General features: G+C 71.1%; 15 protein-coding genes and 1 pseudogene. 7 read left to right on the forward strand and 9 right to left on the reverse strand.

Translation table 11 applies throughout. From position 1 onward, the window contains the following. Window position 1 precedes the first annotated feature (1 nt). On the forward strand, window positions 2-517 hold the full coding sequence (locus tag ACGFH8_RS21860; RefSeq protein ID WP_393369841.1) for an O-acetyl-ADP-ribose deacetylase: 516 nt from the start codon (window positions 2-4) through the stop codon (window positions 515-517). A gap of 143 nt (window positions 518-660) precedes the next feature. On the opposite strand, the gene ACGFH8_RS21865 is transcribed toward ACGFH8_RS21860, so the two are convergent. After that, a complete protein-coding gene (locus ACGFH8_RS21865; RefSeq protein WP_393369844.1) occupies window positions 661-852 on the reverse strand; it encodes a DUF397 domain-containing protein in 192 nt (63 codons plus the stop codon). Next, window positions 843-1,655: a helix-turn-helix domain-containing protein gene (locus ACGFH8_RS21870; protein WP_393369847.1), complete on the reverse strand. Its 813-nt coding sequence runs from the start codon at window positions 1,653-1,655 to the stop codon at window positions 843-845. Before ACGFH8_RS21870 ends, ACGFH8_RS21865 begins: the two co-directional genes overlap by 10 nt. Before the next feature lie 189 nt (window positions 1,656-1,844). On the opposite strand from ACGFH8_RS21870, the gene ACGFH8_RS21875 reads away from it, so the two are divergent. Both ACGFH8_RS21875 and ACGFH8_RS21880 read left to right on the forward strand, forming a co-directional pair. Beyond that, window positions 1,845-2,150, forward strand: a complete 306-nt coding sequence (locus ACGFH8_RS21875; RefSeq protein ID WP_393369849.1) for a hypothetical protein — start codon at window positions 1,845-1,847, stop codon at window positions 2,148-2,150. After that, window positions 2,147-2,422: a hypothetical protein gene (locus ACGFH8_RS21880; RefSeq protein WP_393369852.1), complete on the forward strand. Its 276-nt coding sequence runs from the start codon at window positions 2,147-2,149 to the stop codon at window positions 2,420-2,422. Before ACGFH8_RS21875 ends, ACGFH8_RS21880 begins: the two co-directional genes overlap by 4 nt. Before the next feature lie 26 nt (window positions 2,423-2,448). On the opposite strand, the gene ACGFH8_RS21885 is transcribed toward ACGFH8_RS21880, so the two are convergent. From ACGFH8_RS21885 to ACGFH8_RS21895, 3 genes are all read right to left on the reverse strand, one after another. Continuing rightward, window positions 2,449-3,345 (reverse strand): GNAT family N-acetyltransferase, encoded by an 897-nt coding sequence (locus ACGFH8_RS21885; RefSeq protein WP_393369854.1) that lies wholly within the window; start codon window positions 3,343-3,345, stop codon window positions 2,449-2,451. A 314-nt stretch (window positions 3,346-3,659) separates the two neighbouring features. After that, a complete protein-coding gene (locus ACGFH8_RS21890) occupies window positions 3,660-4,667 on the reverse strand; it encodes a LacI family DNA-binding transcriptional regulator (protein WP_393369856.1) in 1,008 nt (335 codons plus the stop codon). Between the two features lie 203 nt (window positions 4,668-4,870). Continuing rightward, window positions 4,871-5,629 carry a maleylpyruvate isomerase family mycothiol-dependent enzyme gene (locus ACGFH8_RS21895; protein ID WP_393369859.1) on the reverse strand — a complete coding sequence of 253 codons (759 nt, stop codon included), beginning with the start codon at window positions 5,627-5,629 and terminating at the stop codon, window positions 4,871-4,873. 69 nt (window positions 5,630-5,698) lie between these two features. Between ACGFH8_RS21895 and ACGFH8_RS21900 the strand changes: the two genes are divergently transcribed. Next, a complete protein-coding gene (locus ACGFH8_RS21900) occupies window positions 5,699-6,781 on the forward strand; it encodes a UDP-N-acetylmuramate dehydrogenase (protein ID WP_393369862.1) in 1,083 nt (360 codons plus the stop codon). 157 nt (window positions 6,782-6,938) lie between these two features. Here the strand turns inward: ACGFH8_RS21900 and ACGFH8_RS21905 are convergent, their stop codons facing one another. Both ACGFH8_RS21905 and ACGFH8_RS21910 read right to left on the reverse strand, forming a co-directional pair. Next, the gene (locus ACGFH8_RS21905; RefSeq protein WP_393369865.1) at window positions 6,939-7,727 is read right to left on the reverse strand and encodes a class I SAM-dependent methyltransferase; all 789 of its coding nucleotides are present in this window, start codon (window positions 7,725-7,727) and stop codon (window positions 6,939-6,941) included. A gap of 22 nt (window positions 7,728-7,749) precedes the next feature. Continuing rightward, a complete protein-coding gene (locus ACGFH8_RS21910; RefSeq protein ID WP_393369868.1) occupies window positions 7,750-8,514 on the reverse strand; it encodes an SDR family oxidoreductase in 765 nt (254 codons plus the stop codon). A gap of 203 nt (window positions 8,515-8,717) precedes the next feature. On the opposite strand from ACGFH8_RS21910, the gene mshA reads away from it, so the two are divergent. Continuing rightward, window positions 8,718-10,082 carry a D-inositol-3-phosphate glycosyltransferase gene (gene mshA / locus ACGFH8_RS21915; protein WP_393369869.1) on the forward strand — a complete coding sequence of 455 codons (1,365 nt, stop codon included), beginning with the start codon at window positions 8,718-8,720 and terminating at the stop codon, window positions 10,080-10,082. A 58-nt stretch (window positions 10,083-10,140) separates the two neighbouring features. Further along, complete coding sequence (locus ACGFH8_RS21920; protein WP_393369872.1) at window positions 10,141-10,656, forward strand: YbjN domain-containing protein; 516 nt, start codon at window positions 10,141-10,143, stop codon at window positions 10,654-10,656. A gap of 298 nt (window positions 10,657-10,954) precedes the next feature. On the opposite strand, the gene ACGFH8_RS21925 is transcribed toward ACGFH8_RS21920, so the two are convergent. Next, window positions 10,955-11,776, reverse strand: a complete 822-nt coding sequence (locus ACGFH8_RS21925; protein ID WP_393370473.1) for a hypothetical protein — start codon at window positions 11,774-11,776, stop codon at window positions 10,955-10,957. Between ACGFH8_RS21925 and ACGFH8_RS21930 the strand changes: the two are divergent. Next, a pseudogene (locus ACGFH8_RS21930) lies at window positions 11,715-12,083 on the forward strand (hypothetical protein); the annotation flags it as partial. The gene ACGFH8_RS21925 and the pseudogene ACGFH8_RS21930 sit on opposite strands and share 62 nt — an antisense overlap. Before the next feature lie 328 nt (window positions 12,084-12,411). Here ACGFH8_RS21930 and ACGFH8_RS21935 read toward each other — a convergent pair. Then, complete coding sequence (locus tag ACGFH8_RS21935) at window positions 12,412-13,707, reverse strand: MFS transporter (protein ID WP_393369875.1); 1,296 nt, start codon at window positions 13,705-13,707, stop codon at window positions 12,412-12,414. Between the last annotated feature and the right edge of the window lie 24 nt (window positions 13,708-13,731).

The raw sequence follows: 13,731 nt of genomic DNA on the forward strand, positions 1-13,731 counted from the left end.
CATGGAGATCACCCTGGTCGAGGGGGACATCACCACCCAGCGGGTGGACGCCATCGTGAACGCCGCGAACTCGTCCCTGCTCGGCGGTGGCGGCGTCGATGGCGCGATCCACCGGCGTGGCGGCCCGGCCATCCTGGCCGAGTGCCGGGCGTTGCGGGCGTCCCACTACGGCAGGGGCCTGCCCACCGGCCAGGCCGTGGCGACCACTGCCGGCGAGCTGCCGGCCCGCTGGGTGATCCACACCGTCGGGCCGGTCTGGTCGGGCGGCGAGGACCGGTCGACGCTGCTGCGCGACTGCTACGCCAACAGTCTCCGGGTGGCCGACGAACTGGGCGCGTCCACGGTGGCGTTCCCGCTGATCTCCGCCGGCATCTACGGCTGGCCGATCGACGACGCGGTCCGGCAGGCGCTGTCGGTGCTGCGCGCGGCCACTCCGGCCACCGTCACCGAGGCACGCCTGGTGCTCTTCGGCCCCGACACCCACGCGACAGCCCGCCAGGTCTTCGACGCCGCCTGACATCGGCCACAGTCACAGCCACAGCCACCGCTTCCGCCTCGATCAGGTGTTGAAAAGTAGGTCTCCGAGGCGATTCTGACCTACTTTTCAGCACTTGATCACCGTGGCTCGGATGGGGCAGTCGGACAGACGGCTTGACGTGGTCACTCGCCTCCGGCGAACTCCGCGATGAAGGCGCGCCAGGCTGCCGGCCCGAAGGTCAGGGTCGCGCCATGACGGGCCTTGGAATCCCGGACCAGCACGACGCCGGGCAGGTTGTCAGCGACCTCGACACAGTTGCCGCCGTTCGTCCCGGACTTCGTCGACTTGCGCCAACGGGCGTCGGTCATGTCCATGTCTTCGCCGCTTCCTTGATCAGATCTAGAGAGGGTCGGCGGGGGAGTGCGTCTCGCAGGACGGCCTCCCACGTCTTTTGGAGCGTAGCAATCTCGCCCGCGCCGCTGACGGTCTGCGATCGCACCTGGTAGTCCGTATGCCCGATGACCGTGTCGTCGGGCATCGTGGCGAGGATGAAACCGCCTTGAAGGCCAGGGTAGAGCCCCGCATCATCCGGCACGACATGAATGTGCACGTGCGGCAGTTCGGCGACGGCCACGAGATGTTCGAGCTGTTCACGAATTAGCATGCGGTCGTCGTTCACGGTCCGCCGGAGCACCGCAGCGTCAAGCACGATCACCGTGTGCGGCGGGTCGTCTCGAGTAAGGACCGCCTGTCGATCCATCCGCGACCGGACCCGACGCCTGATCTGTTCAACGGTGAGTAGACCACCGGCTTGAAGTGTCGCCTGTGCATACGTCTCGGTCTGTAGTAGCCCCGGCACGAAGGCCGGTTCGTACCACCTCAAGGCCTTCGCCTGCTCCTCGAAGGTGATCCACTCCCGCAGCCAAACGGGGGCCATATCCAGTGCGGTGAGTCGCTCGAGCAGCCGCACGAAAATTCCGCCCGTCTTCAGGGCCTTGTCGATGGCTGCTACGTAGTCGCTGGTAGGTGGCCGGGTGCCGGTCTCAACGGCGCTGACATGAGTGCCGGAGTAGCTGATGAACCTGCCGAATTCGTCTTGGTTCATTCCTCGGGCGGTCCGCGCATGGCGCAGCTCGTCGAGCAGGATCTCCGCCGCCGTAATGCTCACGTTCCCCAACCCTCCCCCAACATGTCAACCCGGCCCCACACCGACCCTCACCAGCGGCTACGCATCCCGTCGGCGTCGCTCCACCATGGCCGATTCGCTATCGAGGTTAGGCGGTTACCGAGAAGAGTTCCATGAACAGGACCGCTTCCGAAGAAATGGCGGGACGGTCCCGCTGGAACTGCGGATAAGGGGGAGCCCATGCCCAACAACGAGGCCGGGTCCACGCGGAAGGTGAAGTCGGGCGATGTCCTGCACCTGACCCGCGCGGCGAGTGTGCAGTTCCTCCGGCCGATATTCGTCCGCGTGATCCGGCTTCCCGACTGGGTGACCTATGACGGCTGGCTCTGGATCGAGGGCTACGAGCTGGGCCCGAGGGGCGAGGCGGTCGTACGGCGGTCGCTCTTCGTCCAGACGGCGGGGCTGATCTGGCAGGACGCTCCGATCCCGACCGCCCGGCCCACGGCCCGCCGGCCGGTCCGCCGTACGTCGGTGCGGGTCGGATGATCGCCCGCCCTCGGCCGCATCTGCCGATGCGCCCCGCGTGGTTGTGTCGCAACTGCGCCGCGCCGTGGCCCTGCGGTCCGGCTCAACTCGACCTCGTTGCCGAGTTCTACGGTCACTCGATCGCTCTGGCGTTCTACCTGGCCTCGTCGATGCAGGAGGCCGTCGACGACATGTACGGCCTGGGCGGGTGCCCGGATCTCGCCGTGATGCACAACCGCTTTCTGGGGTGGCTGTCCCTGGCCCGCAGGTCGCGCCGGCCTGATCGCCGTTGAGGATCGGGCCTCAGGAGTGCCCCGGATCAGGTCAGATCGGTCAGACAGGCCCACTGGGATGCGACCGGTCGGTAGCCCAGTCGGGCGTTGATCGCGAGCATCGGCGCGTTCGCCTCGTCGTTCGAGGTGTACGCGACGCGCACGCCGTTCGCGGCAGCCCGGTGCAGCGCCGCCACCTTGGTCAGCCGGGCCAGCCCACGCCCCCGGTACGCGGGGACGGAGCCCGTGTAGTCCGACCACATCCGGTCCCCGTCTCGCTTCACGAGGCTGAAGGCGACCACGGCACCGTCGACCTCGGCGGCGGTGCTGGACGCCTTGTCCAGCCCGAGGTTGTCCCACACGTCGTACTGCCAGCTCTCGTAGCTGATCGCGTCGACCGGCACGTCGCCCGGTTCGTCCGCTGCCGAGGCCACATTCGCCACGTACAGCAGGTAAGGGTCCAGGTCAGCGATCGGGTGCAGCCGTACGCCCGGGGGCGGCTCGGGCAGCGCCGGTGCCGAACTCAGGTCGAGTGCGGAGTAGCGCACCTCTCGGCTTGGCTCGTAGCCGTGTCGGCGGGCGAACGGCAGCGCCTCCGACAGTGCCATGGCACGCACCCGGCGGATTCCCAACGGGCGAAGGTGGTCGGTCGCGGCGGTCAGCAGGGCCGTTCCGAGGCCGCGCCGCCGGTGCTCCGGGTGCACGTGCAGCAGGTTGATGCCGCCGACGTTCGCCATCGACGTCGAGGTGATCCGTTCGGCGGACACCCAGCCGACCACCTGATGGTCGACCTCGGCCACGAAGGCGGTCCAGGCCTCCCCGGGCGGTGGTTCGGCGATCATCTTGCGGGTCGACTCGACACCGCGCACCAGGTACGGAACGACAGTCGCGCGCAGCGCCACCACGGCCGGGGCGTCGTCCGGAGTTGCCACCCGGATCCGCATGTCAGGCCCCCGTCCGTACGGCGGCGACGGCCTCGACCTCGACGAGTTGGTGGGAACAGCTGAGCGCGTGCGGTGACACGACAGGATCCGGCATGTCGGCGAGGCTAACCAAGATCGTCTGCCCAGGCGACGCATTAACCGCGTACTTCCGTAGTCACCGACCAGCGGGCAGCAACTTCAGGGAAATAGTGGCCTCCCGGCGCTCGGAGGCCACTATTTCCCTGAAGTTGTGCGGATCTTGCGGGCGCGGGCGCGGGCGCGGGCGCGGGCGCGGCGGGCGCGGGCGCGCGGACCGCGGGGCGCGGCGGGACTGGTCAGGCGGACGCGCGGCGGACCAGTTCGGTGGGGAGCATGACCGACTGTTCGATCGTTTCGCCGGCGGCGAGGCGGAGTAGCTGCTGGGTCATCCGCCTGCCGAGTTCCACGATGGGCTGCCGGACGGTGGTCAGGGGTGGCTCGGTGTACGCGGCGGTCTCGATGTCGTCGAAGCCGATGACCGCGACGTCCTCCGGCACCCGCCGGCCGGCCTCGCGCAACGTCCGTAGGGCGGCGTGGGCCATGAGGTCGGAGGCGGCGAAGACGCCGTCGAGGTCGGGATGCTCGGTGAGTAGCCGGCGCATCGCCGCCGACCCGGACTCCCGGGTGAAGTCGCCGACGGCGACCAGCTCGGGCAGCCCCGCGTCGGCGACCGCGCTGCGGTAACCGCTGAGCCGTTCGATCCCGGCGATCATGTCCTGCGGTCCGGCGATGGTGGCGATCCGCCGGCGACCGATGTCGAGCAGGTGTTGGATCGCAGCGGTCACCCCGCCGACGTGGTCGACGTCGACGTACGGCACGGGTACGTCGCCGAGCGGCCGGCCGCTGACCACCACCGGGATGCCGAGCCGGGCCAGTGTGCCGGGCAGCGGGTCGGCACCGTGCAGTGAGGCGAAGAGCACCCCGTCGACGTGCCGGCCGGTGGTGTACCGCTCGACGCGGTGATGGCCGGCCGGTGAACCGGCGAGCATCAGCACCAGTTGCTTGTCGGCGGCCTCCAGTTCCTGGCTGACGCCACGGATGATGCCGGGGAAGACCTGGTCGTCGGAGAAGACCCGGGTGGCCGCCTCCGGCATGACCAGCGCGATCGAGTCGGTGCGTTGGGTGACCAGGCTGCGGGCGGCGAGGTTGGGCACGTAGCCCAGCTCGGCGACCGCCCGGGTGACCGCCTCGCGGATCGGCTCGGCGACAGTGGTGGAGCCGTTGACCACACGGGACACGGTGGCCCGGGACACCCCGGCCCGCGCCGCCACCGCTTCGAGCGTCGGCCGTTGCGCCGTCGTCATCGCGACTTCCTCCCGCTCGTCACAGCCCGTGCCGGGTGCTCAACGCCGGCACCCGGCCTTCAGTGTGCGCCGCTGAGTCACGACAGCGTGACCGGCGCTTCTCACCCTGTCAAGAGAGCGCTCTCTCGGGTGTTCGGCCCAGACCCTCGGGAACGGGCGAGGGCGCCACCCGGCGGGGTGACGCCCTCGTCGAGAACCATCGGTCACTTGGCTCGCAGGCCATCCAGCAGAGCGCGATCGCCGGCCACGTCGAGCGTCTCGAAGCTCACCCGACCCCACAACGCCAACAGCAGATCGCTCGCCGTGCCGCTGACCTGTGCGCGGGCATGATGATCGTCGTGGTCGAAGATGGTGTCCGTGTCGAGCAGCGCCACCCCCTCGCCGCGCAGCCGCAGATACCACTCCTGAGCCGCGTCGGTAGCGGTGAGCTGCACCACGCCGCGCCAGTCGCCAGGCGTCCGCCGCCGGCCTGCCGGCAGCCAGGTGTCCAGCACCTCACTCACCCCGTCGGCCGCGAGCTTCGCCTCCACCGGCTCGCCGGCCGCGATGGCGAGCTGGGCGTCCCAACGGTGCACAGCCGTCTCGTGCGCCATCCGACGCGGCCAGAAGCCGGCCTTCTTCGGCTGCGGAGCCCAGTTCCACGCCGGGGACTCCGGGTCGAGCCCGTCGAAGACGGTCATCAGCCGGTCGTACCCCTGCTGCCACAGCTGCAGCGGGAGCACTCCCGGGTCCGCCTCAAGCGGTTCCCGGCGGGGCGGCTGAGTGGTCTGGCCGGCGCCGGCGAACGACGAAACCCATTGGTAGATGCCAGCGAGGTGCAGTGTGAGGTCGCTGACCGTCCAGCCCGGACAGGACAGAACCGGTGTCTCCGGCGGCGCATCGGCCACCGCCGCCGCGAATGCGGGACCCTCCGCTCGGAGCGCCCCGATCCAGAAATCCTTGCTGCCCTGCAGTCTGCTCATCGCCATCCTCCCGGGGGTGCCGGACGACCAGTGGGTGCCACGGCTATCTGTCAGCCTAAGGTGAAGGGCGTGCCAGACGCCTCCGCCCAGCCGACAACCGAAGCCGATCGTGCCATCCCTGGTCCACTGGCCAGTTACACCACTCTACGAATGGGTGGGACGGCCCAGCGGATCATGGCCGCCGACAGTGCCGACGAGATCGTCCGTGCCGTCCGTAGCGCGGACGAGCCGGTCCTGATCCTGGCCGGCGGCAGCAACGTCGTGATCGGCGATGCCGGCTTCCCCGGCACCGTCGTGCTGGTGCGCTCCCGTGGGCTGAGCGTCATCGCCGAGGACGCCGGATCGGTCACCGTACGTGTCGACGCCGGCGAGCCCTGGGACGACCTGGTCGCCGCGACGGTGGCCAACGGCTGGGCCGGGCTGGAGTGCCTCTCCGGCATCCCCGGCTCGACCGGCGCCACCCCGATCCAGAACGTCGGCGCGTACGGCCAGGAGGTCGCCGAGACGATCAGCGGCGTCGAGGTGTACGACCGGGTCGAGGGCACCCGCTACAGCATCCCCGCCGCCGACTGCGGGTTCGCCTACCGAGGCAGCATCTTCAAGTACCGGGACCGGTGGGTGGTGCTCTCCGTCGACTTCCGACTCACCCGGTCCCCGCTCTCCGGCCCGGTGCGCTACGCCGAGTTGGCTCGTGCGCTCGGCGTCGAGGTGGGTGACCAGGTGCCGCTGGCCGACGCCCGCGCGGCGGTGCTGCGGTTGCGCGCCGGCAAGGGCATGGTGCTCGACGCCACCGACCCGGACACTCGCTCGGTCGGCTCCTTCTTCACCAACCCGGTGCTGGACCAGGCGACGTACGAGCTGTTCCTGGAGCGCGCCGCCGAGCTGGGTGACCCGCCCGCCTGGCCGGGAGCCGACGGCATGGTCAAGGTGAGCGCGGCCTGGCTCATCGACAAGGCCGGCTTCACCAAGGGGCACCCCGGGCCGGGCGGCGTGGCCATCTCCGGCAAGCACACTCTCGCGCTCACCAACCGCAGCGGCACCGCCCACACCGGTGACCTGCTCACCCTGGCGCGCGACATCCGCGACACGGTACAGGCCCGCTTCGGCGTAACCCTCCACCCCGAACCGGTCCTCATCAACTGCGCCCTCTAACCCCCCCGTTCCCCCGCCCCGCCGGACGCCCCCGCGATCTTGCAGTTTCTGCGGGGACATAAGAGCTGCAAAAGGGCATATCAACGACAGAAAGTGCAAGATCGACGAGGGCGTGCGGCGGGGGCGGGGTGGGGTGGGGTGGGGTGGGGCGCGTGGGTTACGGGAGGGGCCAGGGGAGGGTTAGCTCGCCCTGGCGCCAGCGCGTGGGGCCGCCGAGGACGGGCCAGCCGGTTTCGCGGAGACCCGTCACCGCTCTCAGCCAGCGTTGGCGGGGGCCGAAGGTGGCGTACGGGGCGGCGGCCTGCCAGGCTCCGTCCAGGGCGCGGATCAGGTCGTGCACCGGCTCACCGGGAACGTTGCGGTGGATCAGCGCCTTGGGCAGTCGCTCGGCCAACTCGGTGGGGCTGCCCAGCGTGGTGAGCTTGGCGGCCAGGGTCAGCGTCCGAGGGCCGTCGGCGTCGACGAGCAGCCAACTGGCGAGCCGACCCAACTCGTCGCACGTGCCCTCGACGAGCGCCCCACCCGGGGCGAGCGCGGCGGTCATCGTCCGCCAGGCGTCCGGGACCTCGCTCTCGTCGTACTGTCGCAGCACGTTGAACGCGCGGACCAGCACCGGCCGGAGCCCGGCCAGTTCGAACCCGCCGCGGGCGAACGTCAGGCCCGGCGGGTCGGCGGCCGGGGCCGCGGCGGCCACCCGGGCCGGGTCGATCTCCAACCCCACCAGGCGTACGTCGGGACGTACTCCCGCCGCCAGCCGGGCGCGCAGTTCCACAGCGGTCACCGGGTTGGCGCCGTAGCCAAGGTCGACGACCAGGGGGTCGGCCGCCGCCAACAGCCGGTCGGCGCAGGTGGCGACGATCCAGTTGTCCACCCGACGGAGCCGGTTCGGGTTTGTCGTGCCGCGCGTGACCACGCCGAGCGGCCGGCGCCGCGCCACAGGGCTCACGTCAACCTCCCGACCGGCGACCTCAGGAGACCCGGTGCACCTTGTGCTGGGCGGCCTGCGCCCGCGGTCGGACCACCAGCCGGTCGATGTTCACGTGCTCGGGGCGGGTGGCACACCAGGCGATGCAGTCGGCGACGTCCTCGGCGACGAGCGGCCCCGGCACTCCCGCGTAGACGGCGGCCGCCCGCTCCGCGTCGCCCTCGAAGCGGACCAGCCCGAACTCGTCGGTCTTCACCATGCCCGGGTCGATCTCGATGACCCGCAGCGGTCGGCCGCACAACTCCAGGCGGAGCGTGCCGGCGACGGCGGTCTGCGCGTGCTTCGCGGCGGCGTAGCCGCCCCCGCCCTCGTAGACGGTCAGGCCGGCGGTGGAGGAGACCACCACGATGGTGCCGGCGCCGGACGCCTCGAGCGCGGGCAGCAGCGCCTGGGTGACCCGCAGCGTGCCGAGCACGTTGACGTCGTACATCCACTGCCAGTCGGCGACCGAGCCCGACTCCACCGGGTCCAGCCCACGCGCTCCGCCGGCGTTGTTGACGAGCAGGGTGACCGGGCCGGGTGCCTGGGCGGCGGCCTCGGCCAGCCGGGCCACCGACTCGTCCGAGGTGATGTCGCAGGTCACCGCGGTGGCCTGCCCGCCGGCGGCGGTGATCTCGGCGACCAGGTCGGCGAGCCGATCGGCGCGGCGGGCGGCGGCGAGCACGTGGAAGCCCTCGGCGGCGAGTCGGCGGGCAGTGGCCGCGCCGATCCCGCTGGACGCTCCGGTGACGATGGCGACAGCTGTCATTCCGACATTGTCACCCCGACCGTGGGACCCGTTCCGACCGGGCGGGGGCGGCCATCGAACGGGTGCGGTGATGAGGTCCGTCACCCCCGGGGGCCGCGCCGGGGAATTTCCGAAGCCCGATGGGGAAGATGACACCTGGCGTACAGGTTGACCGAGAAGCGCCGGTCGTGCGAGACGGCATCTACCGTGACAAAGGAGCGGATGTGGCGGAAATGCACACCGGTGTCGGGCGTCAGCGAGGTGCCCGACCGTGGCCCCGGCCGCGCCGCATCGCCACCCTGTCGGTGCACACCTCCCCCCTGCACCAGCCCGGCACGGGCGACGCCGGCGGAATGAACGTCTACATCCTCGAGGTCGCCCGGCGACTCGCCGAAGCCAACGTCGAGGTGGAGATCTTCACCCGCGCCACCTCCGGCGACCTGCCCCCGGTCGTCGAGATGGCGCCGGGCGTGCAGGTCCGGCACATCACCTCCGGCCCGCTGGAAGGCCTCACCAAGGAAGAGCTGCCCGGCCAGCTCTGCGCCTTCACCGCAGGTGTGCTGCGCGCCGAGGCGTCCCGCCCACCCGGGCACTACGACCTGATCCACTCCCACTACTGGCTCTCCGGGCAGGTCGGCTGGCTGGCCAAGGAGCGCTGGGGGGTGCCGCTGGTACACACCGCACACACCCTGGCGAAGGTCAAGAACGCCCAACTCGCGGCCGGCGACCGGCCCGAGCCCAAGGCCCGGGTGATCGGCGAGGAACAGGTGGTCGCCGAGGCGGACCGGCTGGTCGCCAACACCCGGTTCGAGGCCAGCGACCTCCTCACCCGCTACGACGCCGACCCGGGCCGGGTCAGCGTGGTGCAGCCGGGTGTCGACCTGGACCGCTTCCGACCCGCGCCGGGCAACCGGTCCGCGGCGACCCACGAGGCTCGCCGTCGGCTGGGGCTGCCGGCCGACGGGTACGTCGTCGCCTTCGTCGGTCGGATCCAGCCGCTCAAGGCCCCCGACGTGCTGATCCGCGCGATTGCCGCGCTGCGCGAACGCGACCCGGCGCTTGCCGACCAGGTGACGGTGGTGATCTGCGGCGGCCCCAGCGGCAGCGGACTGGATCGGCCGACCGCGCTGATCGAACTGGCCGCCACGCTCGGCGTCGCCGACGGGGTGCGGTTCCTGCCACCGCTCACCGGAGACGACCTGCCGGCCCTCTACCGGGCGGCCGACCTGGTCGCGGTGCCGTCCCACAACGAATCCTTCGGCCTGGTCGCCCTGGAGGCGCAGGCCTGCGGTACGCCGGTGCTGGCCGCCGCCGTCGGAGGACTTGTCACCGCCGTGCGGGATCAGGTCAGCGGCGTACTGATAGACGGTCACGACCCGGTCGACTGGGCCAGGGCGCTGGGCCGTCTGCTGCCGGACCGAGCCCTCCGGGCAGCGCTCGGCCGGGGCGCCGAGCAGCACGCCCGGCACTTCTCCTGGGACCGTACGGTCACCGGTCTGCTCGGTGTCTACGGCGAGGCGATCACCGCGCACCGCGCCCGGCTCGCGGCCGACCTGGCGGCCGACCCGGCGCTCTCCTGCTCCTGGTGACCCGGGGGGCGTCGCCGTCGACAGGTGCGCCGGGCGGGTCGGTCGTAGAGTGGGTCCGGTGAGCCCGAAGAGCGATCTTGCGACCCTGATCGAGTCGGTCTGCGCGGAGCGGGAGTTGGCCTGGGAGTCGACAGGCCCCGACTCGTACGCGGTGACCCTGCCGGGCACGCACAAACTCAAGACGGTCTGCAACCTGATCATCGGTGAGCACGCGCTGCGGGTCGAGGCGTTCGTGATGCGCCAACCGGACGAGCGCCGCGAGGAGCTGTGGGCCTGGCTGTTGCAGCGCAACGCCCGGATGTACGGCGTCTCCTTCTCCACCGACGCCGTCGGCGACGTCTACCTGACCGGGCGGGTCAACCCGGCCGGCGTGGACGCCGACGAGTTGGACCGGCTGCTCGGCTCCGTGCTCACGTACGCCGACGAGTCGTTCGACACGATGCTGGAGATCGGCTTCGGCAGCTCGATCCGCCGCGAGTACGAGTGGCGGGTCAAGCGCGGCGAGTCGACCGCCAACCTGGCCGCGTTCGCCCATCTCTTCGAGCCCTCCGGCTCCGGCCCCAACCAGTCCTGACCGCGCGCCGTGCCCCCGCGCTCGCGCGGCGCCCGCGCCCGCGCCATGCATGATCGTGCTCGATCCAGGTTGTCGTGGCATCTGGGCGGGGGGAGGCCACTCGATCCTGGATCGAGCACGATCATGGTGGGCAGACGGTGGTTCGGACTGCTCCTGACGGGTATGCCGCTCCGCGCGGTGCGGCGAGGGACCCCCGCGCGCCGAGGACGGAGTGTCAAGGAGCGGAGCGTCCCATGGCTCAGCGGAACAGCTCAGGTCGCGGCGCGACTGCGACCAGGACGAAGCGACAGGCCGGCAATCAGACGCCGGGTACCCCGGGTGTCTCCGAGTCGGAGATCTCCCGGATGCGGGTGGACGACATCCGCGGGCAACTACGCAAACGCGGGGTCTCCGGGATCTCCGCGCTGCGTAAGCCCGACCTGGTGAAACAGTTGGTGCGCTCGATGCGGGCCGGCGCGGGTCGAAGCAGTACCGGCCCGACGGGCCGGGCCACCGGCACCCGGGCGTCGGCGGGTCGCGCCGCCGCCACGAAGAAGTCGGCGGCGAGGCCCGCATCGGGCCGCGCGAAGGCCGCAGCGGCGAACAAGAGCGCTCCCGCGAAGCGGGCCGCCGCGACGAAGGCGACCGCCACGCGGACGTCGACGGCGGCGAAGAGGGCACCGGCGAAGAAGGCGACCGCCGCGAAGAGGACCACAGCGGCGACGTCGACGGCCGCCCGTAAGACCACGGCCGCGAGCCGGACCACCGCCGCCCGTAAGACCACGGCGGCACGCAAGACCACCGCCGCCCGCAAGACCACGGCGGCACGCAAGACAGCGACGGCGCGTACGGCGCCCGCGCGGAAGGCGCCGGCGAAGAAGGCGCCGGCCCGTCCGGCGGCGAAGCGCACGGCACCGGCCAAGAGTGCGGCGGCCAAGCGCACGACAGCGAAGCGCGCGACGCCGGCCAAGAGTGCGGCGGCCAAGCGCACGACAGCGAAGCGCACGGCGCCGGCCAAGAGCGCGCCGGCGAAGCGCACGCTGACACCGTCGACTGGTGGCGGCACGACGGCCGGTGGGATCCGGACCGGACGGGGCACCGGACGGTCGGTCCGCAGCTCGCAGGTGATCTCGTCGGTCATGGACCGGCCCGAGCGGCCGGGGCGGAGTCTGATCACCACGAATCACGAGGTGATCCAGCGCTGGGCCCGGGAGCGTGGGGCCAAGCCGGCGACCATCGCGGGCACCGAGCGCGACGGTCGGGCGGGCGTTCTGACCTTCAACATCCCCGGTTACCGGGAAAGTAGCCGAATTCGCGAGATCACCTGGGATGAGTGGTTCTATACCTTTGATCTGCGCCGGCTGAACCTGATTTATCAGGAACAGTTGCGCAACGGTCGGCAGAGCAGCTTTTTCCGGACCGAGTCCCCCGATCGGGAGGACGGGTGAGGCGTTTGCGGGAATGGCTGACGGGTACCCGGCTGTTGCCAGAGATCGAGGCCCGAGCAGCGGATACTCGTCAGTTGTGACCGGCGAGACAGCGGTTCTGGGTTGAATCCAGAATCCGGGCGAACTAACTTTATTGCACCGCGCCACGCTTGGAAACGTTCGGGGGAGCGGCGGATCGATCAGATCCGCGCACCAGGCGAGGCGCGAGGGGACGGGTGGATTTACCGTTGGGGGACGGTGGCCACCTGTTTGGACCGGCGGCTGAGCGGGCGATGCTTACGGGGGTGAGTGTTTGCCCGCCGCCGCCGGCCCCACCGGCGGGCGCCCACTACGACCTCAGGGCCGTGGTGGGCGCTTTGCCGTGTCGAGGGTCGTGCGGTGCGGCCGACGGTGTCTGCTCCCGGCGCAGCGCGGCGACGTGCCGTTCCCGGGGTGGTCCGGCCACCAGGTGCCCGACGGCCGCGGCCAGGCCCAGCCCACCCACGAGCAGCCAGTGCCGGTCGCCGAGGTGTTGCAGGCTCACCCCGCCGAGGGTGGGAGCGACGAACGCCGCAGCCGGAAACGTCAGGTAGAAGACCGCCTGATAGCGGGCGCGTAGCTGCGGCGGCGCCAGGTCGGCGTTGATCTGGGCGTTGGGCGGTGCGGCGAGCATCGAGCCGATCGTCCAGACCGCCGCGGCACCCAGGTAGACGGCCAGTTCGTCGGCGACGACGAGCACCCCGAAGCCGAGCGCGAGCAGCGCGGTGGAGGCGGCCAGCACGACGTCCTTGCGGTGCCTGTCGATCAGCCTTGGCACAAACAGTTGCCCGATCACGATCAGCGCGCCGCCGAGCGCCACCACCAGCCCGTACGCCGATGGCCCCAGGCCGTCCGCGCGCATGGCCAGCGGCATGATCGTCGACGTCTGCATGGTGAGGACGGCCAGCACGAAGGTGAGCCCGACGAAGACCAGGAAGGTGCGGTCGGTGAGCGCGGTGTGCAGTCCCGGTCGACGGGGCCGGAGCGACGCGCGGGTGGCCGGTCCGGAGTCGGCCGGCCGCAGGGTCTCCGGCACCTTCCAACCGATCACGGCGGCCGCCGTCAGGGTGGCCCCGGCGTCGACCAGGAACAGCGCGGTGAAGCTCGCCTCGGCCAGCACCCCGGCGAGCAGCGAGGCGACCGCCATGCCCAGGTTGAATGCCCAGAACTGCAGGTTGAACGCGCGGGAGCGACGTTCGGCGGGCACCACGTCGACGATCGCCGCGACGAACGCCGGACTGGGCATCGAGTGGACCACGCCGACAAGCGCGGAGAGCACCGCGATCAGGAGCAGGTGCTGGCTGAAGGCGAGCGCCACCATCAGGGCGACAGTGCTCAGGTGCGCGGCGAGCAGGGTCGACCGGCGGCCCCACCGGTCGGCGAGGACACCACCGAGCAGGACGCCGGCCGCGCCGCCGGCCCCGTACGCGCCGACCACGGTGCCGGCCAGCCCGATGCTCGCCCCGCGTACGTCGGTGAGGTAGAGCGACAGGAACAGCATGGCGAAGGCGCCGGCCCGGTTGATCAGCAGACCGGCCCAGAGGTACCAGAAGGTGGCGGGTAGCCCACCTGCGGTGTCGTGCCACAAGCGCCGCAGGGCGTGCACCCGACCTCCATACAGTTCGCTTTC

The sequence above is a fragment of the Micromonospora sp. NPDC049175 genome (genome assembly GCF_043197345.1).
In the GTDB taxonomy this organism is placed as follows: domain Bacteria; phylum Actinomycetota; class Actinomycetes; order Mycobacteriales; family Micromonosporaceae; genus Micromonospora.

What these genes read in the sequence shown, in the direction of transcription:
- ACGFH8_RS21925 (WP_393370473.1), bottom strand. Translation starts at nt 11,776, where the DNA reads ATGACCGACGAGATCACCTGCGAGCTGCGGACCGACCGTCCGGTGCCC.
- ACGFH8_RS21875 (WP_393369849.1), top strand. Translation starts at nt 1,845, where the DNA reads ATGCCCAACAACGAGGCCGGGTCCACGCGGAAGGTGAAGTCGGGCGAT.
- ACGFH8_RS21880 (WP_393369852.1), top strand. Translation starts at nt 2,147, where the DNA reads ATGATCGCCCGCCCTCGGCCGCATCTGCCGATGCGCCCCGCGTGGTTG.
- ACGFH8_RS21885 (WP_393369854.1), bottom strand. Translation starts at nt 3,345, where the DNA reads ATGCGGATCCGGGTGGCAACTCCGGACGACGCCCCGGCCGTGGTGGCG.
- ACGFH8_RS21890 (WP_393369856.1), bottom strand. Translation starts at nt 4,667, where the DNA reads ATGACGACGGCGCAACGGCCGACGCTCGAAGCGGTGGCGGCGCGGGCC.
- ACGFH8_RS21865 (WP_393369844.1), bottom strand. Translation starts at nt 852, where the DNA reads ATGGACATGACCGACGCCCGTTGGCGCAAGTCGACGAAGTCCGGGACG.
- ACGFH8_RS21910 (WP_393369868.1), bottom strand. Translation starts at nt 8,514, where the DNA reads ATGACAGCTGTCGCCATCGTCACCGGAGCGTCCAGCGGGATCGGCGCG.
- ACGFH8_RS21895 (WP_393369859.1), bottom strand. Translation starts at nt 5,629, where the DNA reads ATGAGCAGACTGCAGGGCAGCAAGGATTTCTGGATCGGGGCGCTCCGA.
- ACGFH8_RS21860 (WP_393369841.1), top strand. Translation starts at nt 2, where the DNA reads ATGGAGATCACCCTGGTCGAGGGGGACATCACCACCCAGCGGGTGGAC.